Source organism: Gordonia sp. NPDC003950 (assembly GCF_053605205.1).
Genome location: NZ_JBSGIT010000015.1, coordinates 41367 through 65201, shown reverse-complemented (window position 1 = coordinate 65201; position 23835 = coordinate 41367). Strand labels below are relative to the sequence as shown.

Here is a 23835-nt window from a genome sequence, read left to right as displayed (position 1 = left end):
ATGCCAGAATGTTCGGAGTACAGCTGTTCACTCAAACGGAGTGTGACGAACGGAGCCAGCCCCATGAGCATCCGCTTTCCCGAACTCTTCTCCTCGATCGTCGAGGCCACCATGTCGCCGCATCCGGTCGACCGCTATCTCGAACTCGTCGACCCGATGCTCACCTGGCGCGACCTGCGTGCCCGGGTGACCCGCGTCGAGCATCCCACCCCTCGCACCGTGCGGCTGACCCTCACGCCAACGCGGCAGTGGAAGGGCCACGAGGCCGGACAGTTTGTCCAGCTCAACGTGGTAGTCGATGGTGTTCGACAGACCCGCTGCTTCTCCCCCGCCAACGCATCGGCCGGGCCGGACGGCACCGTGGAACTGACCATCACCGCTCATGACGACGGCTATGTCTCGCGACACCTGCGAGCACACGCCCGCGTCGGCGATGTCTACGGACTCTCCCAGGCATCCGGCGACTTCAGGCTACCGGCCGACGGTGTCGGGGCACCGGTCTTCATCAGCGGCGGCAGCGGCATTACACCTGCACTCTCAATGCTGCGTACGCTCGTGGCCAATGGCTATCGCGACACCATCACCTTCGTGCACTACGCGCGCACCCCGGCCGACCTCGCTTACCGGGCGGAGTTGTCCGCCCTGGCCGCGGTTCACCCGAATCTCGACCTGCGGATCTTCTACACCCGCGGTGGCGATGAGGGTGCCACCGGTCATTTCACGGCCACCCATCTCGACGACATCGCGGGACACGACGGTTCTGACGTCTTCGTCTGCGGCCCGGCTGCACTGATGGACGCCGTGTTCGAGTACTACGACACCCACAACCCGACGGCACGTGTGCACAGCGAGGCGTTCACTCTCGCAGCACCCATCGCCGTCGACCCCAACGAGCCCGTGCACGGCGAACTCACCTTCGCCCGTTCGGGCACGTCGGCGACCAACGACGGTCGCCCGATCCTCGACCAGGCCGAATCTGCCGGATTGACCCCGGAGTCGGGCTGCCGCATGGGGATCTGCTTTTCCTGCACCGCAATCAAGAAGTCGGGATGCACCCGCAATGTGCTGACCGGCGAGACCGATACCGAATCCGACACCCAGATCCAGTTGTGCATCAATGCACCCGTCGGCGACGTCGAAATCGAGGTTTAGACATGGCAACCAACATCGTTCCCACCAGCCCGGAGATCGTCGAGAGCACCCCGAATCTCCCCGCCTTGCAGGTTCTTCCGCCGACCCCGTCGGAGGACCGGAACACCGTGCACCTGAGTTACGAGCAGGTCGAGCAACTCGGCCGTGAGCTCGACGAGATCCGCGCCCGGGTCGTCGCCGACCTGGGCACCAAGGATCGTGAGTACCTCTACAAGATCATCCGCACCCAGCGCGGCCTCGAATTCACCGGGCGCGCACTGTTGTTCGCGGGCTTCTTCCCGCCGGCGTGGGTCGCCGGGGTGGCCGCGTTGTCGGTGTCGAAGATTCTCGACAACATGGAAATCGGCCACAACGTGATGCACGGCCAGTACGACTGGATGCGGGAGGACACCTACAATTCGCGTGAATTCGAGTGGGACAACGTGTGTCCCGGCGATCAGTGGAAGCACAGCCACAACTACCTGCATCACACCTTCACCAACATCCTCGGCGAGGATCGTGACATCGGCTACGGCATCCTGCGGATGGCGCGAGACCAGAAGTGGAATCCGTACTATCTGGGCAATCTCGGGTACGCTACGGCACTGATGCTGCTCTTCGAGTGGGGTGTCATGCTCCACGATCTCGAGGCCGAGAACCTCGTGGCCGGCAAGCGCAAGTGGAGCGACGTCAAGGGCCTGGTGAAGGGCATGTGGCGCAAGGCAAGTCGGCAGGTCCTCAAGGACTATGTGGTCTTCCCGGCACTGTCGGGCCCGATGTTCATCCCAACCCTGCTGGGCAACGCCACCGCGAACCTGGTGCGCAATGTGTGGGCGTACTCGATCATCTTCTGCGGCCACTTCCCCACCGGGGCGCAGACGTTCACCTCCGAGGAATGCCAGAACGAGACCCGTGGCCAGTGGTACCTGCGACAGATGCTCGGCTCGGCCAACATCGAGGGTGGTGAACTGTTCCACATCATGAGCGGCAACCTGTCGCACCAGATCGAGCATCACCTGTTCCCGGACATTCCGGCCAGCCGCTACCCCGAGATGGCCGCCGAGGTCCGCGAGGTGTGCGAACGCCACGGGCTGCCGTACAACACCGGTTCGCTGCGGCGTCAGCTCGGCTCGACGTGGATGAAGATCGCCAAGCTGTCGCTGCCGAACTTCATGACCCGCGACGACAATGACCTGAACGTCGTCGTCGAGCGGGAGAAGCCGGCCGGCGCAGCCTGAGAGCCACTCACCACGCCCGCCGGAGCCTGTGCCAACCAGCCAACGCCCGGCGGGCGCGGTGCGTCTGCACGACGAGGAGCGAGGAGCGAAGCGACGATGCGATGAGGACAATGCGATGAGGAGGAAGACGCGGTGCTGCCGGCCCGCCGGGCACGCGACGGCGGAGCCGGCGCCAACAAACACGAGTATCCTCAGCGGCGACTGCCGCGTGGACGTTCGTCGTCGCGGTTTCCGGGGACAAGGAGACTGACAACTCATGGTCGATCGCATTGAACGCAATAAGGATCTGGTCCAGGAACTCGTCGAGTCGACTGCTACTCATGTGGGTCAGATCGCCACGATCATCACGTCCGCGGTGGCGGATGTCGCGCGGGAGATCGGCGAGATCATCACCGATGGGTTCGAGATGCGGGAGGCGGCGCAGAAGGCGAAGGCCGATGAGGCGCGCATCCTTGACGCCGATCTGGTGGACGACGTGGTCGATGACCTTCTGGATGCGGAACCCGCCGAGACCGACATTGGTGCGATCGAGGCCGATATCGAGGTGCCCAATCTCGAGGCGTCGATCGAGGCCCCGGTGGTGCCGCAGGATGTCGAGGATCTCGATTCCGACACCGACAGCCTGGGTTCCCCGGACGGTGGGGAGTCTGCGACTCTCGAGGGGATGATGGAGGCTCCGGTGGCCCCCACCGACGACTGAGGCACCTGTTCACCCCGTTTACCCTGCTCTTTCGGGGTTTCACGCACACTGAGTCAAAGATTTGGTGCCACTGGCGTACACACGTAGCTTGGTTCCGTTACGCAGTTTGAGCCAGGAGGTCAGTGTGTCGGCGCCGTCGGTGTTCACCTTCCCCAATCCGGTCAATGATTACGCAGCCCGTTCGACGGCGGGACTGGTGGTGGCGCTGGCCGTCGTGACGATCGTCGTCAACCACTGGGCGCTCTACGCGGTGCTGGCGGTCGGATTCCTGCTTCGGGTGCTGTCGGGACCCAAGCTGTCGCCGTTCGGCCAGCTGTCGGTACGGGTGATCGCGCCGAAGGTCTGGCGCAAGACGAAGTTGGTCCCGGGTCCACCGAAGCGGTTCGCGCAGGGCATCGGTTTGGCCGTCAGCACCACGGCGCTGGTACTCAGCCTGCTCGGGTTCGGTCTCGCCGCGCAGATCGTCGTCGGTGTCCTGATCGTCGCCGCGACACTCGAGTTCGCACTCGGATTCTGCCTGGGCTGCACCATCTTCAGTTTCCTCCAGCGTCGCGGGGTGATTCCCGAGGACGTTTGCGAGGCCTGCAACAACATCTCTTTGCGGACGCCGAGCGCTCCGGTGTCGTGAGTCGCGGCTGAGTGTCGGCGCTGCACTGGGTTGAGCGCTGCCGGTTCGACCGCGTCCGGTGAAGGATGTTGGCCCGGTAGGGTTTTCGGACCCACCAGCCGCCGCTCGACCAGCGGGCACCCGGAGCTCGACCAGCGACAGACCGTCAGTCGAGCAACCCCAAAGCGATCCCGTCGAGGATATCGTGTTCGCTGACGACGAGTTGGGTGATCCCGGCTCGCTCGGCGAGTTGCCGCGCCAACTCCATGGTCACCAGCGAACCGCCGCCGATCACGTCGACGCGACCGGGATGCATGGGCCCCAGTGCGGCGCGTTCGGCTCGTGTCATCGCCACCAGTCGACGGCAGACCGCGTCGAGGTCGTCGAGCGGCACGCTCGACAGGTGAATCACGTCGGAGTCGTATTCGGTCAAGCCGAGGTGCAGGGCCGCGAGGGTGGTCAGAGTGCCGGCGACGCCGACCCAGGTGTGGGCGCGCTCGACGGGCACCGCCGCGAATGCCGGTGCCAGCCGCTCCCGGATGAACTCCTCGGCGGCAGCGACCTCGCCGGCCGTCGGCGGGTCCGATGGCAACGCGCGTTCGGTGACGCGGACACATCCGATGTTCGCCGAGTACCCGGCGATCACCCCATGCCCGTCGCCGACGACCACCTCGGTGGAACCTCCGCCCAGATCGGTGACGACGAACGGCCCACGGGCCGAATCGAGTTCGCTCACCGCACCTCGAAACGAGAGGTGCGCCTCCTCGTCTCCGGAGATCACCTCGGCGACGGCGCCGGGCACCACGGCACCGAGCAACTGCGCCGTCATCGCGAAGAAGTCGTCGCGGTTCGACGCGTCCCGGGTGGCCGAGGTCGCCACCATCCGGACGCGTTCGACGCCGGCGGCCACCATCGCGTCGACGTAATCAGACAGAGCCGCCCGCGTCCGCTCGAGCGCCTCGTCGGCGAACATGCCGGTGGCGTCGACGCCCTGCCCGAGTCGGACGACCCGCATCTCGCGGCGGATGTCGACGAGTCGGCCGTCCTCGGCCGGACGCGCGATCAGCAGGCGGATGGAGTTGGTGCCGCAGTCGACAGCGCCGACGACGGTCATGACGGGTCACTCTCGGCCGGTGCGGTGTACGGCGGCCAGTCCGCCGGAATCACGCTACCGCGGAGACCGGAATCGGCTGCCAGCGCAACGGATTCGTCACCGAGCGGGTTGACCCCCGGCCCCTTCGCAAGGGAGTGGGCAATGAGCACGTGCAGGCACTTGACCCGGTCAGGCATCCCTCCGCCGGTGAAATCTGTTCCGAGAGAGTCGATCTCGTCACGTTCGGCGAGGTAGGACTCGTGCGCTCGGCGATAGGCGGCGGCCAGCTGCGGATCCGTGGACAGCCGTGCGGTCATCTCCTTCATGACCCCGGCCGACTCCTGCCGGCTCGCTTCGGCGGTCAGCCGTGGATCGGTCAGGTAGTACAGGGTCGGAAACGGCGTGCCGTCGGGCAGACGCGGTCGCGTCTTGATGACCGCCGGCTGCCCATCGGGGGTGCGGTAGCTGACCTCGATCACTCCGCGCGGTTCACGTCCCAGCTGCGCGGTCACGATCGCCAGATCGTCGTCAGAGATGCTCACGAGTGGATAACCCTACCGGCCCGGCGAGGCGTCGCTCACCGGTCGTCGTCGGGCGGCGTCGACACCGACTCCCACAGATTGCCGTACCAGGGGTTGCGGGCGTGCTGCTCGGCGGCCTGCTGTTGCGCCTGCCGCTCCGCATCGCCGGGGTACATCATCACCAATGGGGTCTCGCCGGGGCGCACGAACTGCAGACGCGCCCTGGCCTGCGCCTCGACGTACGCCGGGTCGCCCTGCTCGTTCACCTTCTGCTGGTAGTAGGCCTCTTGTTCACGCAGTTGGGCGTTGGATTCGACGATCTGGTTGTACTCGGTGCGGCCCGCATAGTAGTTGCGCAGCGACGGTGCCAACGCCACGATCACGACACCGAGAACCAGCGCCAGAACCACCGCCCGCTTCGCATCCATCCGCCGGACCCGTCCGGCGATCGTCTGCGTGACGGGGGGCCGACGTCGGGGAAGACGACTCGGCCGCGGCCGCTCCTCGGTGATCTCGTCGACGATCTCCACGTCATCGGAGTGGATCTCCTGCTCGCCGGTCTCGATCACCGAAACCGGACGACGCGACGTCGACGAGCGGCGGGCGCGGCGGGCTCGTTCCGTGGAACGCGAATCCCGAACGGATCCGTTCGCCCGCCGACGCCGATCGTCGCGGGAACGCCCATAGCCCTGTGCCATGGGCCCTAGCTAATCACGAACCAAACGAGAACCGGGGGAAGGCGAGGTCCCCGGCGTAGCGTGCCGCGTCGCCGAGGCCTTCCTCGATGCGCAGCAGCTGGTTGTACTTGGCGACGCGCTCACTGCGGGCCGGGGCACCGGTCTTGATCTGACCGCTGGCACACGCCACGGCGAGATCGGCGATGGTGGTGTCCTCGGTCTCACCGGACCGGTGGCTCATCATCGTCTTGTAGCTGTTGTTGTGGGCCAGGGCGACCGCGTCCAGCGTCTCGGTGAGGGTGCCGATCTGGTTCACCTTCACCAGCAGCGCGTTGGCGATGCCCTTGGAGATGCCCTCCTCGAGGCGCTCCGGGTTGGTGACGAACAGGTCGTCACCGACCAGCTGCACCTTGTCGCCGATGGCCTCGGTGAGCTTGGCCCAGCCGTCCCAGTCATCCTCGGCCAGCCCGTCCTCGATCGACACGATCGGGAAGTCGGCGACCAGCTTCTCGTAGTACGGCACCATCTCGTCGGACGAGTAGTCCTTGCCCTCGAGCTTGTAGACGCCGTCGGAGAAGAACTCGGTGGCGGCCGCGTCGAGCGCGATCACGATGTCCTTACCGAAGTTGTAGCCGGCCTTGCCGACGGCCTCGCCGATCACCGAGATCGCGGCGTCGGTGTTGGCCAGGTCGGGAGCGAATCCACCCTCGTCGCCGAGCGCGGTGGCCAGTCCCTGCTTGTGCAGCACCGACTTGAGCGCGTGGTAAACCTCGGCGCCGGCCCGCAGGGCTTCCTTGAAGGTGGGTGCGCCGACCGGGCAGATCATGAATTCCTGGAAGTCGATGCCATTGTCGGCGTGCTCACCACCGTTGATGATGTTCATGCAGGGCACCGGGAGGATGTGCGCGTTGGGTCCGCCGACGTAGCGGAACAGCGGCAGGCCCGCCGATTCGGCGGCACCCTTGGCCACGGCCAGGGAGACACCGAGGATGGCGTTGGCGCCGATGCGGCTCTTGTCGGGGGTGCCGTCGCAGTCCAGGAGCGCCTGATCGACCAGACGCTGCTCCTCGGCGTCGATACCGATCACGGCCGGGGCCAGCTCACCGAGGACACCTTCGACGGCCTTGGTGACGCCCTTGCCGTTGTAGCGCTCGCCACCGTCACGCAACTCGACGGCCTCGTGTTCACCCGTCGAGGCACCCGACGGCACGGCGGCACGAGTGAAGGTTCCATCGTCGAGAACGACCTCGACCTCGACGGTCGGGTTGCCTCGCGAATCGAGAATCTCGCGTGCGCCAACCTGTTCGATGATTGCCACGGTGTAGCCCCTTCGATGAACGGGTCGGCGACATCTTGGGACGCCGACGGGTACGCGTCAAAGCCTAGAACATGTGCGCCGATTCTTCCGGCGAGGAGGGGACTCAGTATCGGACGTTCACCGAATACGCGTTGGCGTGGTCGCGGACATTGATGACGTAGGCCATCGAATTGTTGTAGACCATCACCGCTTTCTCCCATCCGGCCGCGGTGGTCATGTCACCGCCGGAGGACACGCAGAGATACCGTGCCGCCGACAACGCCGCGTCGTCGATGTTGTCGGGGTCGACCTTCCCGTCGCCGTTGGCGTCGACGCCGTAACGGGTCCAGGTCTCGGGGATGAACTGGAACGGACCCATCGCCCGGTCATGCGTCGAGTCGCCGTCGAGTCGCCCCTGATCGGTGTCGGGGATCTCCAGGTTGCCGCGCGTACCGTCCAGCGGCACCCCACGGATGGGTGGTGAGGTGTCGCCATTGGCCGCGATGCGCGCGCCCCGGTAGGTGCCGTGTTTGCTCTCCACCCCACCGATGCCGGCCAGCGTCGTCCACCCGATGCCGCACTCGGGATGTTGCTGCCGTTGGATCTCGGCCGCGTTGCCGTAGGCCTCCAGCGACACCAGTGGGATACCGGTCGCCTCGGAGATCGGCGTCGCCCACTGCACCATCTCCGCCGCGGTGCGTCCGGGGGCGTCGATATCGATGTAGGGCTGCGGGGTGCCCATCGCCGGCGGGATGCCGTCGGGGATGTCGGGTCGGTTCAGCGACGGCAGATCCAGGCAACTGGTCAACGTCAGCGAACCGATGACCGCGAGCACCGCCGATGCCGCCACCTCGGTACGTCTGCGCACTCCCCTACCCCCGTACATCACTGCAACCTCACCGCTACTCACACCTGTGGACTTCACAGCCTGGACAAACAAACGAATCAGGGTGACACATCGGGCACCGGATCGCCACATCGCGGCGTCGCCGTGGGGCCGATGGTCCCGACTTAACTCTCAACTCCGACCACACCGTTCCGGTTCCCCATCCGAGGCGCTACTGTCATCGGTTAGCCTCACCAAACGACGGACCTCCGTCGCGGCCGAGCGATAACCGAAAGTCAGAACATGGAGCCGACGTCGGGCGCCACGCCCACATTGGTCACGGCCGTCACCCGTGATCCGGTATCCCGGCCAGGCTCCGGAAAATCCGGCATTTCCGGCCCGACCCGGATGGGGTGGCCGTGCTCGCAACACTGATCATCGGACTCCGCGAGGGCCTGGAGGCCGCCCTCATCGTCGGCATCATCGCGGCGTTCCTGCGCCGGCAGAACCGCACCGACGCCCTGCGCTGGATGTGGGTGGGCGTCGGCGTGGCCGTCACCATCTGCGTCGCCGTGGCCATCGGCCTCGAAGTCCTCTCCCGCGATCTCCCCCAACGCCAGCAGGAGGCACTGGAGACCGTCATCGGGGTGATCGCCGTCGCGATGGTCACCTACATGATCGTGTGGATGCGTGAGCATTCACGAGACCTCAAGGGAGACTTGGAGTCTGCCGCCTCCGACGCGATGGCCGATGGTTCGGCGACGGCGTTCGTGCTGATGGCGTTTCTCGCGGTGTTGCGGGAAGGGCTGGAAACCGCCGTCTTTTTGGTCGCCGCTTTCAACGCCAGCGGGAACGCGGTGCCCTCGGCGGCGGGCGCCATCATCGGCATCGGGATCGCCATCGCGCTCGGCTACGGCATCTACCGCGGTGGCGTCCGGATCAACCTGGCACGCTTCTTCAAGGTCACCGGCCTACTGCTCGTCCTGGTCGCGGCCGGCCTGGTGATGACGGCCCTGCACACCGCGCACGAGGCCGGCTGGCTCGACGCCGGCCAGCAGCAGGTCCTCGATCTGAGTTGGCTGGTACGGCCGGGTTCGGTGCAGTCGTCGCTGCTGACCGGTGTGCTCGGGTTGCAACCCAAGCCGGTGCTGATCGAGGTCGTCGGCTGGGTGCTCTACGTGGCGATCGTCGGTGCGATCGTGTTGTGGCCGGCCGGAAAACCGTTCCCTCATCGTCGGGTCGGCCTGGTATCGGCCGCTTTCGCTGCGCTTGCCGCCGTCGCGGCGCTGGTCGTGTTCCTGACCGCGCCCGCCACGCCGTCGTTGCCGTCGGCCACATTGGCCATGTCCGTCACCCAGGCGCCCACCACCAGCGGAATCCTCGCCGGCACCACGATGCGGACACCCGATGGTGTCTCGGTCGGCGTCGACGACGTCACCGCCGAGTCGGCCACCGGTTCCCTGCAGTCCGATGATGTGACCACGCCGATGCCCCGACTCACTGCGATCGCCCCGACGACATTCGGCACCGTGACCGCACCGGGCTACACCCAGGTGATCAGCCCCGACATCCCGATCGACACCCTGGTGACCGGTGCGCCCCCCACCGTGACCCTTGCCCAGGTCATCGCCGCCAACAACGGCCGCATCCCGGTCGGCCTCGACACGCAGAAATTCGGTACGTCCGCTCCGGTCGTGTACGCGGTGACCGCGAGCGTGACCGTCTCGGTGGACCCGTACTTCCATCGACCGCTGGCCGCCCAGGTGACCTATGCGATCACCGCCACGGCCACCCCGGAGCACGGCGCCGCAACGGTTTTGGGCAAGGTCGGGACCGTCACCGTGAGTCATGAGCCCACCGCCGTCGAACTCACCGCCCTCGGCAGCGCTCACGCGCAGCGCCTCGATCACCAATCGCAAGGCGTGCGAATCCCGTTGACACTCACCGTCATCGCCGCCGTCCTCGCGCTGGTGGCAGCCGCCCTACTGTTCGTCGGCAGACGAAGAACCCAAGACCCGGCCGCTACCGTGGCGCCGTTGGAGGAAAAGGAGCACACCCGATGAAGGCAATGCGACTCGTCGCCACAGGAGCGTCTGTGGTGGCCCTCGCCGGCGTCGCCGCCTGCAGCAGCAGCGACGACGATTCGTCGAGCGAGGCCAAGACCGTCACGGTCGAGATGACCAACGACGGCTGCACGGTGACTCCGGACAAGGTCGAGGCCGGCCCGATCACCTTCGAGATCAAGAACACCAACGCCGCCGCCGTCAGCGAGGTCGAACTCCTCCAGGACGGCAGGATCCTCGCCGAACGCGAGAACATCGCACCCGGAATGGCCGCAACGTCGTTCTCCCACAAGCTCGATGGCGGCACCTACGAGATCTACTGCCCCGGTGCGACCACGGAGAAGACCACCTTCACGGTGACCGGTCAGGCGGCGCAGGCATCCGGTACCGTCGCCGATCAGCTCAACGCTGCCGCCGCCGAATACAAGCAGTACGTCATCACCCAGGTGAACAGTCTGGTCACCGCCACCGAGGCACTCAACACCGCGGTGCAGGCCGGAGATGTCAACGCCGCCAAGGATGCCTACATCAAGGCGCGACCGTACTACGAACGCATCGAGCCGATCGCCGGCACCTTCTGCGCCAACGGTGCCGCCGACTGCTCCACCGACAACGCCGTCAACCTCGACGTGGCCATCGACGCACGTCCGGACGCCGTCGGTCCCGGAGACACGTGGGAGGGCTTCCACGTCATCGAGAAGCAGCTGTGGGAGGCCGGCAACCTCGACGGCATGGCGCCGGTGTCCCAGACGCTGCTGACCAACGTCAAGGATCTGCAGCGACTGGTCAACGAGCCGAGCTTCGAGGTCAAGCCCGCCGACATCATCAACGGTGCCGGCGATCTGCTCGACGAGGTGTCGACCACCAAGCTGACCGGCGAGGAAGAGGCGTACAGCCACATCGACTTCGTCGACATGCAGGCCAACATCGAGGGCAGTCAGCAGGCCTTCGCCATCGTCAAACCGGCTCTCAACCAGATCGATCCGCAGTTGACGACGACCATCCAGCAGGCCTTCGACAAGGTCGACGACCTCGTCGACTCCTTCCGTGACCCCAACGCGCCCGGCGGATTCAAGCCGTTCGACCAGGTGACCGAGGAGCAGAAGCGGGAAATGGCCGCGGCCATCATCGCCGTCAAGGATCCGCTGGCGCAGGCCGGTGGCAAGATCGCCGCTGCCAGCTGATGAGTACCGCCGACACGCCAGAGCCCACGCCCGCCGAACCACGCACCGGGGAGAGCCGTCGCGGTGTGAACCGTCGCGGCTTCCTCACCGGCGCGGGGATCGCGGGTGCGGGCCTGGCGGTCGGCGGGGCCGCCGGCGCCGGGATCACCTATGCGCTGACCGCCGACGATTCGGTGGACACCGCCGACCAGTCGGTACCGTTCTACGGTCCGCATCAGGCCGGAATCATCACCCGTCAACAGAATTCGTTGGTGTTCGCGGCTTTCGACCTGAAGGACACCGTCACCGTCGACACCCTCGAGGTGATGCTGGCGCGGTGGGCGGCGGCGGCCAGTCTGCTCGTCGAGGGCAAACCGGTCGGGCCGGTTGAATCCCGACCCCAGTCGCCGCCCGCCGACACCGGCGAGGCCTTCGACCTCGGACCGAACCTGCTGACGGTGACCGTCGGCTTCGGGCCGACCCTGTTCGATGACCGACTCGGCCTGCAATCGAAAATGCCGGCCGCCCTGAAACCGTTGGGGCAGTTGGCCGTCGACACCACCATCGACCCCACGATCAGCGGTGGTGACATCTGCATCCAGGCGTGCTCGGAGGATCCGCAGGTCGCCTTCCACGCCGTGCGCAATCTCGCGCGGATCGGCCGCAACGTGGTCACGCTGCGTTGGCTGCAGGAGGGTTTCGGCCGCGCGTCGGCCACCACCACATCCCAGGTCACACCCCGAAACCTGTTGGGATTCAAGGACGGTACCGCCAACATCAAGGCCGAGGAACCGGCCGTCGCCGACCAGTGGGTGTGGGTGGGCGACGAGACCGATCAGGCCTGGATGACCGGCGGCAGCTACCTCGTCACCCGCAAGATCCGGATGCACATCGAGGCGTGGGACTCCGATGACATCTCCGACCAGGAGCGGATCTTCGGTCGTATCAAGGATTCCGGTGCGCCACTGTCGGGCGGTGAGGAGTTCACCGACCTCAACTTCGCGGTCAAGGACAGTTCGGGCCAGACGAAGATCGACCGCTTCTCCCACGTTCGTCTCGCCCACCCGGACAGCAACGGCGGAGCCCAGATCCTGCGTCGCGGTTACAACTACACCGACGGCATCGACACGCGCACCGGAACACTCGCCGCGGGGTTGTTCTTCATGGCCTACCAGAAGAACGCACACGATCAGTTCGCGCGAATCCAGAACAACCTCGCCCAGGATGCGCTGAACGAGTACATCTCCCCGATCTCGAGTTCACTGTGGGCGGTGCCGCCTGGTCTGAAGGAGATCGGCGATTGGTATGGCAAGACGATGCTGGGGTACCGGGGCTGAGCGAATCGGATTCCCATTGCGGCACAGTCGAATACCGCGGCGCCCACTCGAGGGGAAAGTGCGCACACTCGACGTGGATGGGCGCACACTCGACGCGAAACGGCGCCCACTCGACGGGCTAGGTGAGGCCGACGGTACGGAAACCGATGTTGCCCGTGGATGTTTCGGGAGTGTTGTGTGAGCGTGCCGCCACCCGATAGCGGTAGCAGTAGGAGTCGTGGCAGAGGTGACTGCCGCCGCGCAGGACGCGGGACCGTCCGCGTTCGGAGCCGATCGGATCGTCGGCCGGCGCCGTTCGATAGGCCCGCGCACTGAACCGATCGGCGCACCATTCCCAGACGTTACCGGCCATCTGGTACAGGCCGAATCCGTTGGGCGCGAACGACGTGACGGGCATCGTCCCGACCGGGCCGACGGGATCGTCGGGGAACTCTCCCGGAAAGATGTTGCACTGCGGATCATCTGGCGTCGGGTGCTCGTCTCCCCACGGAAACCGGGCGCCATCGATCCCACCCCGCGCGGCGTACTCCCACTGCGACTCCGTGGGCAGTGCACGTCCGGCCCACGCGCAGTACGCGAGCGCATCCCGATGGGAGACATGCACCACCGGGTGATCGGCACGACCGGCGAGGTCGCTGCCGGGTCCGAACGGGTGATCCCAGGTGGCGCCGGGGACGTCGATCCACCAGGGGGTGCCGGCGATCCGGACACCGGCCTCCCCCGACACGTGCCCGGCGAACACCGCCGACGAGCCGAATCGTTGCGCGTCGGTGATGTGCCCGGTGTCGGCGACGAAGACGCCGAACGCCTCGTTGGTGACGGTGATGATGTCGATCTCGAACGCGCTCAGCGTCACTCGGTGAACCGGGGTCTCGCCGTCGGTGCGGTACCCCTCGTCGAACGCGTCACCCATGGCGAATTCGCCCGCCGCAATGGCCACGGACTCGATCGCATGTTTGCCGCCGGACGCGGGCACACCTACCGCGGAGTCCCCCTCGCGTCGGGCGTCACGTTCCGGCTGGCAACAATTCACTCCTCGATGATGCCCCGTTGCGCCAGCAGCGCCAGCACCCGACCGGCGAGTTCGTCGATGTCGGCTCCGGTGGTGTCGAATCGCAGGTCCGGATTCAGCGGCTTCTCGTACGGTGCGTCGATACCGGTGAGACCCTTGAGCTCACCACGCCGGGCTCGCGCGTACAACCCCTTCGGGTCGCGACGTTCACATTCGCCGACCGGTGTGGACACGTGCACCTCGATGAAGTCCAGGTCGGCGGCGTGGTGCAGTTCCCGCGCGATCTCCCGATCGGAATGCAAGGGCGAGACCATCGACGCGATCGCGATGACCCCGGCGTCGGCGAACAGGCGGGCGAGATGACCTACCCGGCGGATGTTCTCGGCCCGGTCCCCCGGCGAAAAGCCAAGGTCATCGGAAATACCGTGCCGGATGTTGTCACCGTCGACCAGATAGGCCACCCGCGCCCGGTTGACCAGTTCTCTTTCCAGCGCAACGGCCACCGTCGACTTCCCCGAGGCCGGCAGTCCGGTCAGCCACACCGTGGCGCCCCGCAGTCCGGTCTTGGCCCACCGTTCCGAGCGGTTGAGTGAACTGGGGTGCCACTTGATGTCGTTGCGGGTGGCCTTGCCGGGGATGACCTCTCGCGGTTCGAGAATGGTGCCGGCACCGACGGTGTCGTTGGAGGATTCATCGATCAGGATGAAGGCGCCGGTGTCCCGGTTCTCGATGTAGCGGTCGGCCACCACGATCGACGAGGTACGCAGCGTGACGGTGCCGATGTCGTTGAGGCCCAGCTCCGTTGGTCCGACGACCTCGAGGAGCGACTCCGGGTCGAGGCGGCGTTCGAGCGACCCTACGGTGGCGCGGATCGTGTGTGCGCCCTGCTTGAGCGCAACCCGATCGCCAGCATGCAGCGGCGCCTCCGACAGCCAGCACAGCGTGGCGGACAACTCGCGCGCCGGCACCGGCCGATGCGCATCCTCGGCGCCGCTGATGAGGACATCACCGCGGCCGATGTCGATCTCGTCGGCGAGTTGCACCGACACCGACAGCCCCGCCACCGCGACGTCGCGCAGCGGATCGAGGGTGTCCAGTGCGGTGACGACGCTGTGCGAACCGGACGGCAACACCGTCACCGGATCGCCGACGGCGAGGGTGCCGGCGGCCACGCGCCCGGTGTAGTTACGTTTACCGTCGGGACCGGGTCGCGACACCCACTGCACCGGCAGGCGGAGTTCACGCGGTTGCGGCGACGGTGCCTGCAGCTCCACCGATTCCAGGTACTCCAGCAGGGTCGGACCGGCGTACCACGGGGTGTGGGACGAGCGGTGCACGACGTTGTCGCCGATCTTGGCGGCCACCGGGATCGCGAGAATCTCACCGATCCCGAGCTGGACGGCGAGTTCGGTGAGGTCTGCCTGCAACTCGTCGAATCGTTCCTGGGAGAAGTCGACCAGGTCGATCTTGTTGACAGCGGCGATCACGTGCGGGACGCCGACGAGGGTGGCGATCCGCGCGTGGCGACGGGTCTGACGCTGCAATCCTTTTCGGGCGTCGACGAGCAGGACCGCGACGTGCGCATTGGAGGCACCGGTGAAGGTGTTGCGGGTGTAGCGCTCGTGACCGGGTGTGTCGGCGAGGACGTAACTGCGTGTGTCGCTGGAGAAGAAGCGGTAGGCGACATCGATGGTGATGCCCTGCTCCCGCTCGGCGCGCAGTCCGTCTGACAGTGCCGCCAGGTCGACGTCACCGTCGTCGGAGGTCACGCCGGCGAGGTGATCGGTGGGCAGGCTTCCGGTGTCGTGGAGTAGTCGGCCGATCAGTGTCGACTTGCCGTCGTCGACGCTGCCGGCCGTTGCCAGGCGCAGGATCTGCCGGTTGGTGGTCGGCCGATGGGGCGGTGCGACTGCGGTGCTCATCAGAAGTAGCCCTCTCGTTTACGGTCTTCCATGGCGGCCGATGATGTTCGGTCGTCGGCGCGGGTCTCGCCGCGTTCGGAGACGGTCGCCTCGCTGATCTCGGCGATGATGTCGGGAATACTGGTGGCGCGTGACCGCACCGCCCCGGTGATCGTCAGATCACCGACGGTGCGGTAACGCACCCATTCGGTGCTCACCTCGTCGGTCGCGCCCGGCTGCGAGAACTCGGACACCGCAAGGAGAATGCCGTCCCGGTCGAATACCTCACGCTCGGCGGCGTAATAGATGGACGGCAGGTCGAGTTGCTCGAGTTCGATGTAACGCCAGATATCGGTCTCGGTCCAGTTCGACAGCGGGAAGACGCGGACCGACTCCCCTTTCCGGATGCGGCCGTTGTACAGCGACCACGGTTCCGGGCGTTGCGCCCGCGGATCCCACTGACCGAATTCGTCACGGAAGCTGAACACCCGTTCCTTGGCGCGGGCGCGGTCCTCGTCACGACGCGCACCGCCGAAGGCGGCGTCGAATCCTCCTTCCTCCAACGCATCGAGCAGCACCCGGGTCTGCAGCCGGTTGCGTGATCCGGACGGATCGGTCGATTCGGCGATCCGGCCGGCGGCGATCGCATCGGGAACCGATGCCACGATCAGTTTGATGCCGGCGGGATTCTCCTCGGTCGGCGCCACCCGTCGGTCCCGGAACTCGATCACCTCGTCGAAGTTGTGGCCGGTGTCCACATGCAGAATCGGGAACGGCAGCGGGCTCGGCCGAAATGCCTTCTCCGCCAATCGCAACAGGACGATGGAGTCCTTGCCGCCGGAGAACAGCAACACCGGACGCTCGAGTTCGGCGGCCACCTCACGGATGATGTGAACGGATTCCGACTCCAGGATGCGCAGTGCGGCAACATGATCGAATTCCGACGCGGCTAGCGGTGTCGGCTGGTCGGTGAGTTCGGCGGTCATAGTGGATATCCGTTCTGTTCCGCGTCGGCACGATAGCGCGTAACCCATTCCCTGGATCGCGCATTGGACTGGGGTTTGAGAGGTGGTGGTGGCGCGAGTCCGGGATCGAGGTGCAGGGCTTCGAGTACCGTGGCCGTGGTGCCCTGAGGATCCTTGACCAACTCCCCGAACTCGATGTCGATGGCCTTGATTTGTTCCTCGGCGAACCAGCGTCGCCACTGCCGCTCCTGATCGGACAGGATGGCCGCCAGGTGCGCTATGCCCTCGGCGTCGTATTGCGCCCTCTCGTCACGGCCGGCCTCGAAATGCGGGCCGTGGCCGTCACGCCACACCCGGGTCTGTACCGCACGCCACATCGAAACTGCCTGCGGCACAATATCGTCACGGTACACATGGACGAAAAGCGGATCGTCGCCGAGCAGTTCACGGATGGCTGTGCGCAGGGACCCGGATGCGACGCGGGTCCGCGCGATCAGAAGTGGCGTCTGATTCCACATCAGTTTGCCGCCCCAGACGCCGTTCGGAGTTCGGCCGGCCTCGAGCACATCGGTGCGCCACCGATCGAAGTCGCGGGTGTCGACCTCACCCGGGTCCACCTCGTCGAGCAGATCCAGGATCGTCGAATCCGTCACTCCGGCAAACCATTCGCGTGGCTGCGGGGACAGTGAGGACGACGAGAGGTACTGGAAGAACTCCTCGGGGGTCCCGGCCACACCGGTGGCGGCGAGAGACTCGACGAGCAGCGTGCTCCCACTGCGCTGACTGGCGCAGACGAGGTAGTTCTGGCTGGACACCGGCTCAGTGTAGCCACCACGAAACCGCCCGCAACCTGGGATTTTACGGCCAACGCGCGGCAAAGTATTGACAGGACGGGCCAGTCGTGCGGGCCCGACCGCACGCCGCCGGTCCGTCGGTCAGTGCGTGGCGCCCGCCGATCGTGATGTGCGAACCACGTCGCCCTCACCGGAGGTGAGATCGCCACTGAGCTCGCGGCGTTCGCCGAGCGGCCGCCGCGACGGAAGTGCCTCCTCGGCAGGGTCTCCGGCCTCGGTCTTCGCGTTGAAGACCGCCATGAACGCTTCGGCGACCGCGGTTCCCTCCGCCTCCGGGGGCAGTGCGTCGCCGGTGGTACTGCGCCACCGGGCAAGACGCGCCTCGAGGTCGGCGCGGATCTCGGCGTACTCGGGGTCGTCGGCGACGTTCTTTTGCTCATACGGATCGGAAACCAGATCGTAGAGTTCGATATGCGCGCGGTCCCGGACAGTGATAGCCGGCTCGAGGGATCGTGCGGAGAGACTGTCGGCGATGTCGAGTGGCAGCAACAACTCGGGACGGTGCGCGTAATTCTCTATGTAGCTGTGCGTCTTGGTCCGCACGGCCCGGATCGGGTCGTAGGCGTCGTGATAGGTCTTCTCGGTGAAGACCTCCTCACGCACCGCACCGTCGGAAGCGTCCGTCAACTCCGCGGCGTGGGAGTCACCGTCGACCGTGTCGGGCAGGTCCATCCCGAGCAGGTCGAGAATGGTCGGCGTGAGATCGACCCCGGAGAACAGGTCGTCATAGATCCGCGGGGCGATACCGCGGGCCCGCGGCGGCCGGACGATCAGGGCGACGCCGGTCCCCTCGGCGTAGAGCGTGGACTTGGCACGCGGAAACGCCAGACCGTGGTCGGTCACGAAGACGATCCAGGTATTCTCGGCCAAGCCGAGGTCATCGACGGTGGCGAGCAGTCGCCCCACCGCGGCGTCGGCCTTGGTGATGCTGCCGTGCAGACCGGCGAGGTCGTCGCGGACGTCGTCGGTGTCGGGAAGGAACCCGGGCACCTCGATGTCGGTGGTGTCGGCGGGTGCGTACTCGTCGTCGAGGTAGGGACGGTGCGTCTCAAAGAACCCGGCCGTCAACAGGAACGGCCGGTTTCCGCCGGCCTCGACGTGACGGCGCAGCCACCACTGCGATTCGCCGACGACGTAGTCACACCGTGAGTCGGAGACGTCCACCGAGTCGAAGCCGATGCTGGTGGGATCGGCGCTCTCGTGCTGCATGCCGAAGAGCACCGTGCGGTACCCGTGACCACCCAGCAGAGCCGGGAGTGTCTGCACGCCGTCGCGATAGGCGAACCCGTGATGGGCCAGACCGACGAGCCCGTTGTGGTGCGGATATTCGCCGGTGAACAGCGAACCGCGGGCCGGCGAGCACAGCGGGGCGGTGGCATGTGCGTCGGTGAACCGGATGCCCTCGGCGGCCAGCGCGTCGAGATGGGGGCTCTCGACGCCGTCGGCGCCGTAGCACCTCAGGTGGCGTCCCAGATCGTGCCAGTGCACCAGGATCACGTTCTCGCGGGTGCTCCGGGTGCCTCCATCGGGGTCGCCTGCGGTGTCGAAAGGCATTCCTCCATGATGCACGGCCGCATTTTCCCATGTCGTAGGGGTATCGCGGGGCGGGTGCCGGAGGCCGCCTCCGGCCACGGCCACCACGTTGAAATCACCGTGATCCGAACGTGCACCGTGCCGGCGGTGCGCGCGCAACTCCCACCTACACGTCATGCATTCCGCGCGGCTGGGAGTTGAGCATGCAGATGGCGTGCTGCCACTACTCGGCCGGAGGTTCGCCCTCCGACTCGCCGACCGGGGCCGGATCCTCGAATTGTGGTTCCGGTTCCGGTTCCGGTACGGCCGTACCGTCGAGGATCGACAGCCAGGCCTCGCGGGTGTCGAGGACGACCTCGTCGGCCCGAGCCTGTTCCTCGACCGCGCGCACCTGGGTCATCAGGTCCAGGGTGCGTGCCCGCGCGGCGGCCTCGACGCTGTCATCTCCGGCGGACACGGTCACCGTCAGCACTGCAGGATCGATGCGTTCGACGGGATAGCAAGCGGCGGTGAGCCTTTCGAGGACCTTCTGGGTCAGCGCCAGCGCCGGCGCGGTGGTGGCGATCCCGTCGAGTACCGATCCCCGATTCTTCTCGGCGGCCTTACGTTCTTCCCACTCGCGGATCTGTGTCTCGAGATCGCTATGCGCCCCGGACAGCACCCCGGGAGTACGACGGGTCACCTTATCAGTGAAACTTCTTGCGACAGCATCGATGTCGAACGGATCGGTCGGATGGTCGGCCGCGATACGCGCATGGAACAACACCTGGAGCAGCAGGTCGCCGAGCTCTTCGCGCAGGTGTGCCTGATCGCCGGAGTCGAAGGCGTCGAGGAGCTCGTAGACCTCCTCGAGCAGGTAGCGCCGCAGCGAGGCGTGGGTCTGCTGCGACTCCCACGGACCGTTGCGTCGCAGGGTGTCCATCAACGCGACAGCGGCCAGCAGGTCACCACCGGCCAGCGGGGTCGCCTCGATGACGGTGTCACCGAGTGCTCTCCGCGCGGCGACCAACCGATGATGCGGATCGGTCGACAGCAGCGTGGTACCCAGCGGAGTCTCGTCGAAGACCGGCTCGAAGTGATCGAGCTCCCACAGGATCGTGGTGGGGACATCCTCGGTCACATACACCGTTCCGGACAGCTCCGAACGCGCGCGGATCGGGATCATGTCCGGCCGCAGCGGATCGAGCAGGACCACCGTCATCGCGGGCACCTTTCACGGAGAGTATGTGACAACACGACAACCGTAAACGGTGCGCACCCGACAACGTGGGATCTCGATGCGGTTTCTCCCGAGGATCGGCTACGGCGCCGGCGTGGGTTTGAGTTGCGTCAGGAAGGTGACGAGGTAGTCGATCAGCTCGTCGTCGCGCAGTCGCGCCGATCCGACCCCACCGGTCCGTGGGATCGGCAGCGTGATGACGCCGGTCGTCGCACGATAGGACGCCGCGGAGTACAGCCGCTTGAGGCGTATCTGCTCACTGTCGAGCAGATGCAGCGGCGACACCTTGACGTTGGTTCCCACCACCCCGAGTTCGGCAACACCGCGTTCGCGGCAACGCAATCGCAGCTTGGCGATGGAGGCGAGGCGGCGGGTCTCCTCCGGCGGTTCACCGTAGCGGTCGAGCAGTTCGCTCATCACCGCGTCCACCTCGGAATCGGCCGATGCCGAGGCGAGTTTGCGGTACGCCTCGAGGCGCAGGCGGTCGGAGTCGACGTACTCGACCGGGATGTGGGCATCGACGGGGAGATCGACACGCACCTCGGTGACCTCTTCGCTGGTCACCGGTTTACCGTCGGCGGCGGCACGATAGGCCTCAACCGCCTCGCCGACGAGCCGCACATACAGGTCGAATCCCACTCCGGCGACGTGACCGGATTGTTCGGCGCCGAGCACGTTTCCGGCTCCGCGCAGTTCGAGGTCCTTGAGCGCCACCGCCATTCCCGCGCCGAGTTCGTTGTTCTGGGCGATGGTGGCCAGGCGGTCGTAGGCGGTCTCGGTCAACGGCTTCTCGGAACTGTAGAGCAGGTAGGCATATCCGCGTTCCCGGCTGCGTCCCACCCGGCCGCGTAGCTGATGCAGTTGCGACAGACCGAGATTCTCGGCGCGGTCGACGATGAGTGTGTTCGCGTTGGAGATGTCGAGTCCGGTCTCGATGATGGTGGTGCACACCAGCACGTCGTACTCCCGGTTCCAGAATCCGGAGACGGTGCGTTCGAGCTGATCCTCGTTCATCTGGCCATGTGCCACAACGACTCTGGCCTCAGGGACCATGTCGGCTATCTCCTTGGCCGTCTTGTCGATGGTGGAGACACGGTTGTGGACGTAGAAGACCTGCCCGTCACGCAGGAGTTCGCGGCGAATGGCCGCGGCCACCTGCTTGGCCGCATACCCTCCCACGTAGGTGAGCACCGGATGCCGCTCCTCGGGCGGGGTGAGGATCGTCGACATCTCCCGGATGCCGGCCATCGACATCTCCAGGGTGCGCGGGATCGGGGTCGCCGACATGGTCAGGACGTCGACGTGGGTGCGCAGCGACTTGATGTGCTCCTTGTGTTCCACACCGAAACGCTGTTCCTCGTCGACGATGACGAGGCCGAGATCCTTCCAGGTGACCCCGGTCTGCAGGAGCCGGTGGGTACCGATGACGATGTCGACCGAACCGTCGGCCATCGCCTCGATGATCTCCTTGGATTCCTTGGCGTCGGTGAACCGTGACAGTCCGCGCACCCGCACCGGGAAACCCGACATCCGCTCGGTAAAGGTCTGCAGATGTTGTTGCGCCAGAATGGTTGTCGGCACGAGGACGGCCACCTGCTTGCCGTCCTGGACGGCCTTGAAGGCCGCGCGCACTGCGATCTCGGTCTTGCCGTAGCCCACGTCGCCGACGATCACCCGGTCCATCGGAACGGGCTTTTCCATGTCGTCCTTGACCTCACCGATCACGGTCATCTGATCGACGGTCTCGGTGAAGTCGAAGGCGTCCTCCATCTCCCGCTGCCACGGGGTGTCCGGACTGAAGGCGTACCCGGGGGCGGCGTGACGGGCGGCGTAGAGTTGCACGAGCTCACCGGCGATCTCCCGAACGGCCTTGCGCGCTTTGCGTTTGGTGTTCTGCCAATCGGAACCACCGAGCTTCGACAGCGACGGCTGCTCGCCGCCGACGTACCGGGACAGCTGGTCGAGGGCATCCATCGGGACGTAGAGCCGATCGCCGGGCTGACCGCGTTTGCCCGCGGCGTATTCCAGCACCAGGTATTCGCGCCGTGCCCCGGAGACCGTGCGTTCGATCATCTCCACGAACTTGCCGATGCCGTGCTGGTCGTGCACCACCAGGTCACCCGCGGTCAGGGCCAACGGATCGACCTGGTTGCGTCGTTTGGCGGGCAGTCGTCGTCCGTCGCGCACGGCCGCCACCCGCGAACCGGTCAGGTCGGTTTCGGTGACGATCACCAATCCCGCTGAGGCAGAGATGATTCCGTGGCGCAGGGTGCCGCCGTAGACGGTGACCTCGCCGTCGGCGGGCCGGTCCCCCGGCTCGGCGATCGAGTGCGGCACCTCGGCGTCGGCGAGGCGTTCGCCGATGCGGGTGGCGGTTCCCTTGCCGGCCACCACGATTGCGGCGGGTTTACCGGTGGCGACGTGTGCGCGGAGCATCGCGAAGGTCTCCGCGATCTCTTTCTCGCCGCCGTGTGGCGTCGGACCGGCCACCAGGTCCAGTTCGAACTCGTCACCGAAGCCAGCCGACAGCGGGCTCATCGTCCACCAGGAGCGACCTGCGGTGACGGTCACCTCCATCACCTCGTCGAGCGGACGGTAGGCACTGGCCTGCAGGTCGACTCCGGTTGCGCCGCCGACGTTGTCGACGGGCGCAGAGGCGCCTAAGGCGGCCGCGTTCCAGGACGCCTCGAGGAATTCGGCTCCGGTGGCCGCGAGGTCGCCCGCGCGGGTGCGGACCTTCTCCGGATCGAGGATGAGTACCCGTGAGCCGTCCGGGATCACCTCGGTGAGCAATTGCATCTGCCCCTCGACGAGCGCCGGGATGAGCGCTTCCATGCCCTCCACCGGAATGCCCTCGGCGAGTTTGGCCAGCATGTCGGCCAGTGCCTCGTCGCCGGTGTTCGCCGCGGCGAGGTCGGCGGCGCGGTGGCGGACCCGTTCGGTGAGCACCAGTTCGCGGCAGGGATGGATCTGCACCTCGGCGGTGTCGATCTCGGGCTGGCTGCGCTGATCGGCGACCGAGAAGGCGCGCATCTCGGTGATCTCGTCACCCCAGAACTCCACGCGCACCGGATAGTCGGTGGTCGTCGGAAAGACGTCGAGGATGCCGCCGCGGACCGCGAACTCGCCTCGCCGGCCCACCATGTCGACGCGCTCGTAGGCCATCTCCACCAGATCGGCCAGAAGGGTGTCGAAGTCGATCTCGATACCCTCGCGCAGGGTGATGGTGCGGACCGCACCCAGGCCCGGTGCCATCGGCTGCACCAGCGAACGCACCGTGGTCACCACCACACGCAGCGGATGCTCGCCCGGCTGCGCGAGACGGTGCAGCACCGCCAGTCGTGCGCCGACGGTGTCGGCGCTGGGCGAGAGCCGTTCGTGCGGAAGCGTCTCCCAGGACGGGAACTGCGCGACCGAGTCCGGGTCGTCGAGCATTTCGCGCAGCTCGGCGGTCAGATCGTCGGCCTCCCGCCCGTTGGCGGAGACGACGAGCAGCGGTGCCGACGACCCTGCGAGACAGGCGACGACGAAGGGGCGCGCGGCGTCCGGTCCGGTGATGTCGAGGCGGTCGGTGTCGCAACGTTCACGGAGCGCGGCGAGCGAGGCATCCGAACAGGTGAGAGCGGCAAGTCCGGAGAGGGCGGGTGAAGACGACACTCGTGCGATTGTAAGACCTGGCGTCAGCGGTCAGCGTCCGG

The 23835-nt window shown here is 66.4% G+C and carries 19 protein-coding genes; 7 read left to right on the top strand and 12 right to left on the bottom strand.

Going from position 1 to position 23835, the window contains the following annotated elements; translation table 11 throughout:
• The first annotated feature begins 63 nt into the window (after positions 1 to 63).
• The 4 genes from ACWETB_RS14745 to ACWETB_RS14730 all read left to right on the top strand — a co-directional run bounded on the left by ACWETB_RS14745 (position 64) and on the right by ACWETB_RS14730 (position 3697).
• Positions 64 to 1152 carry a ferredoxin reductase gene (locus ACWETB_RS14745; RefSeq protein ID WP_449743516.1) on the top strand — a complete coding sequence of 363 codons (1089 nt, stop codon included), beginning with the start codon at positions 64 to 66 and terminating at the stop codon, positions 1150 to 1152.
• A 2-nt stretch (positions 1153 to 1154) separates the two neighbouring features.
• Positions 1155 to 2369, top strand: a complete 1215-nt coding sequence (locus ACWETB_RS14740) for a fatty acid desaturase family protein (RefSeq protein WP_449743515.1) — start codon at positions 1155 to 1157, stop codon at positions 2367 to 2369.
• A 256-nt stretch (positions 2370 to 2625) separates the two neighbouring features.
• Positions 2626 to 3069, top strand: a complete 444-nt coding sequence (locus ACWETB_RS14735) for a hypothetical protein (RefSeq protein WP_449743514.1) — start codon at positions 2626 to 2628, stop codon at positions 3067 to 3069.
• Positions 3070 to 3193: 124 nt separating this feature from the next.
• Positions 3194 to 3697, top strand: a complete 504-nt coding sequence (locus ACWETB_RS14730) for a DUF4395 domain-containing protein (RefSeq protein WP_452211889.1) — start codon at positions 3194 to 3196, stop codon at positions 3695 to 3697.
• A gap of 145 nt (positions 3698 to 3842) precedes the next feature.
• Here ACWETB_RS14730 and ACWETB_RS14725 read toward each other — a convergent pair whose 3' ends face one another.
• The 5 genes from ACWETB_RS14725 to ACWETB_RS14705 form a co-directional block, all read right to left on the bottom strand.
• On the bottom strand, positions 3843 to 4790 hold the full coding sequence (locus ACWETB_RS14725) for a Ppx/GppA phosphatase family protein (RefSeq protein ID WP_452211887.1): 948 nt from the start codon (positions 4788 to 4790) through the stop codon (positions 3843 to 3845).
• Positions 4787 to 5311: a DUF501 domain-containing protein gene (locus tag ACWETB_RS14720; protein ID WP_452211885.1), complete on the bottom strand. Its 525-nt coding sequence runs from the start codon at positions 5309 to 5311 to the stop codon at positions 4787 to 4789. The genes ACWETB_RS14725 and ACWETB_RS14720 overlap by 4 nt, the downstream gene beginning before the upstream one ends.
• A gap of 35 nt (positions 5312 to 5346) precedes the next feature.
• The gene (locus tag ACWETB_RS14715) at positions 5347 to 5988 is read right to left on the bottom strand and encodes an FtsB family cell division protein (protein ID WP_449743510.1); all 642 of its coding nucleotides are present in this window, start codon (positions 5986 to 5988) and stop codon (positions 5347 to 5349) included.
• A 13-nt stretch (positions 5989 to 6001) separates the two neighbouring features.
• The gene (eno, locus tag ACWETB_RS14710) at positions 6002 to 7285 is read right to left on the bottom strand and encodes a phosphopyruvate hydratase (RefSeq protein WP_348802865.1); all 1284 of its coding nucleotides are present in this window, start codon (positions 7283 to 7285) and stop codon (positions 6002 to 6004) included.
• Positions 7286 to 7388: 103 nt separating this feature from the next.
• Positions 7389 to 8150, bottom strand: coding sequence for a lytic transglycosylase domain-containing protein (locus ACWETB_RS14705; protein ID WP_449743509.1), 762 nt, complete (start codon positions 8148 to 8150; stop codon positions 7389 to 7391).
• Positions 8151 to 8509: 359 nt separating this feature from the next.
• Here ACWETB_RS14705 and efeU point away from each other — a divergent pair, with 359 nt between their 5' ends.
• From efeU to efeB, 3 genes are read left to right on the top strand one after another with little or no spacing between them, the layout of a single operon-like run.
• Positions 8510 to 10153 (top strand): iron uptake transporter permease EfeU, encoded by a 1644-nt coding sequence (gene efeU, locus ACWETB_RS14700; RefSeq protein WP_452211882.1) that lies wholly within the window; start codon positions 8510 to 8512, stop codon positions 10151 to 10153.
• Positions 10150 to 11337 (top strand): iron uptake system protein EfeO, encoded by a 1188-nt coding sequence (gene efeO / locus ACWETB_RS14695; protein ID WP_452211880.1) that lies wholly within the window; start codon positions 10150 to 10152, stop codon positions 11335 to 11337. The genes efeU and efeO overlap by 4 nt, the downstream gene beginning before the upstream one ends.
• A complete protein-coding gene (gene efeB, locus ACWETB_RS14690; protein ID WP_449743506.1) occupies positions 11337 to 12653 on the top strand; it encodes an iron uptake transporter deferrochelatase/peroxidase subunit in 1317 nt (438 codons plus the stop codon). Before efeO ends, efeB begins: the two co-directional genes overlap by 1 nt.
• A 118-nt stretch (positions 12654 to 12771) precedes the next feature.
• Here efeB and ACWETB_RS14685 read toward each other — a convergent pair whose 3' ends face one another.
• The 7 genes from ACWETB_RS14685 to mfd all read right to left on the bottom strand — a co-directional run bounded on the left by ACWETB_RS14685 (position 12772) and on the right by mfd (position 23794).
• Positions 12772 to 13629 (bottom strand): formylglycine-generating enzyme family protein, encoded by an 858-nt coding sequence (locus ACWETB_RS14685; RefSeq protein ID WP_449743683.1) that lies wholly within the window; start codon positions 13627 to 13629, stop codon positions 12772 to 12774.
• A 53-nt stretch (positions 13630 to 13682) separates the two neighbouring features.
• Complete coding sequence (gene cysC / locus ACWETB_RS14680; protein ID WP_452211878.1) at positions 13683 to 15587, bottom strand: adenylyl-sulfate kinase; 1905 nt, start codon at positions 15585 to 15587, stop codon at positions 13683 to 13685.
• The gene (gene cysD / locus ACWETB_RS14675) at positions 15587 to 16552 is read right to left on the bottom strand and encodes a sulfate adenylyltransferase subunit CysD (RefSeq protein WP_449743504.1); all 966 of its coding nucleotides are present in this window, start codon (positions 16550 to 16552) and stop codon (positions 15587 to 15589) included. The genes cysC and cysD overlap by 1 nt, the downstream gene beginning before the upstream one ends.
• Positions 16549 to 17346 (bottom strand): trehalose 2-sulfotransferase, encoded by a 798-nt coding sequence (gene stf0, locus ACWETB_RS14670; protein ID WP_452211875.1) that lies wholly within the window; start codon positions 17344 to 17346, stop codon positions 16549 to 16551. Before stf0 ends, cysD begins: the two co-directional genes overlap by 4 nt.
• 120 nt (positions 17347 to 17466) lie before the next feature.
• Positions 17467 to 18939 carry a sulfatase family protein gene (locus ACWETB_RS14665; RefSeq protein WP_452211873.1) on the bottom strand — a complete coding sequence of 491 codons (1473 nt, stop codon included), beginning with the start codon at positions 18937 to 18939 and terminating at the stop codon, positions 17467 to 17469.
• Positions 18940 to 19141: 202 nt separating this feature from the next.
• Positions 19142 to 20119 (bottom strand): MazG family protein, encoded by a 978-nt coding sequence (locus ACWETB_RS14660; protein WP_452211871.1) that lies wholly within the window; start codon positions 20117 to 20119, stop codon positions 19142 to 19144.
• 99 nt (positions 20120 to 20218) lie between these two features.
• The gene (gene mfd, locus ACWETB_RS14655; RefSeq protein ID WP_449743500.1) at positions 20219 to 23794 is read right to left on the bottom strand and encodes a transcription-repair coupling factor; all 3576 of its coding nucleotides are present in this window, start codon (positions 23792 to 23794) and stop codon (positions 20219 to 20221) included.
• Positions 23795 to 23835 lie beyond the last annotated feature (41 nt).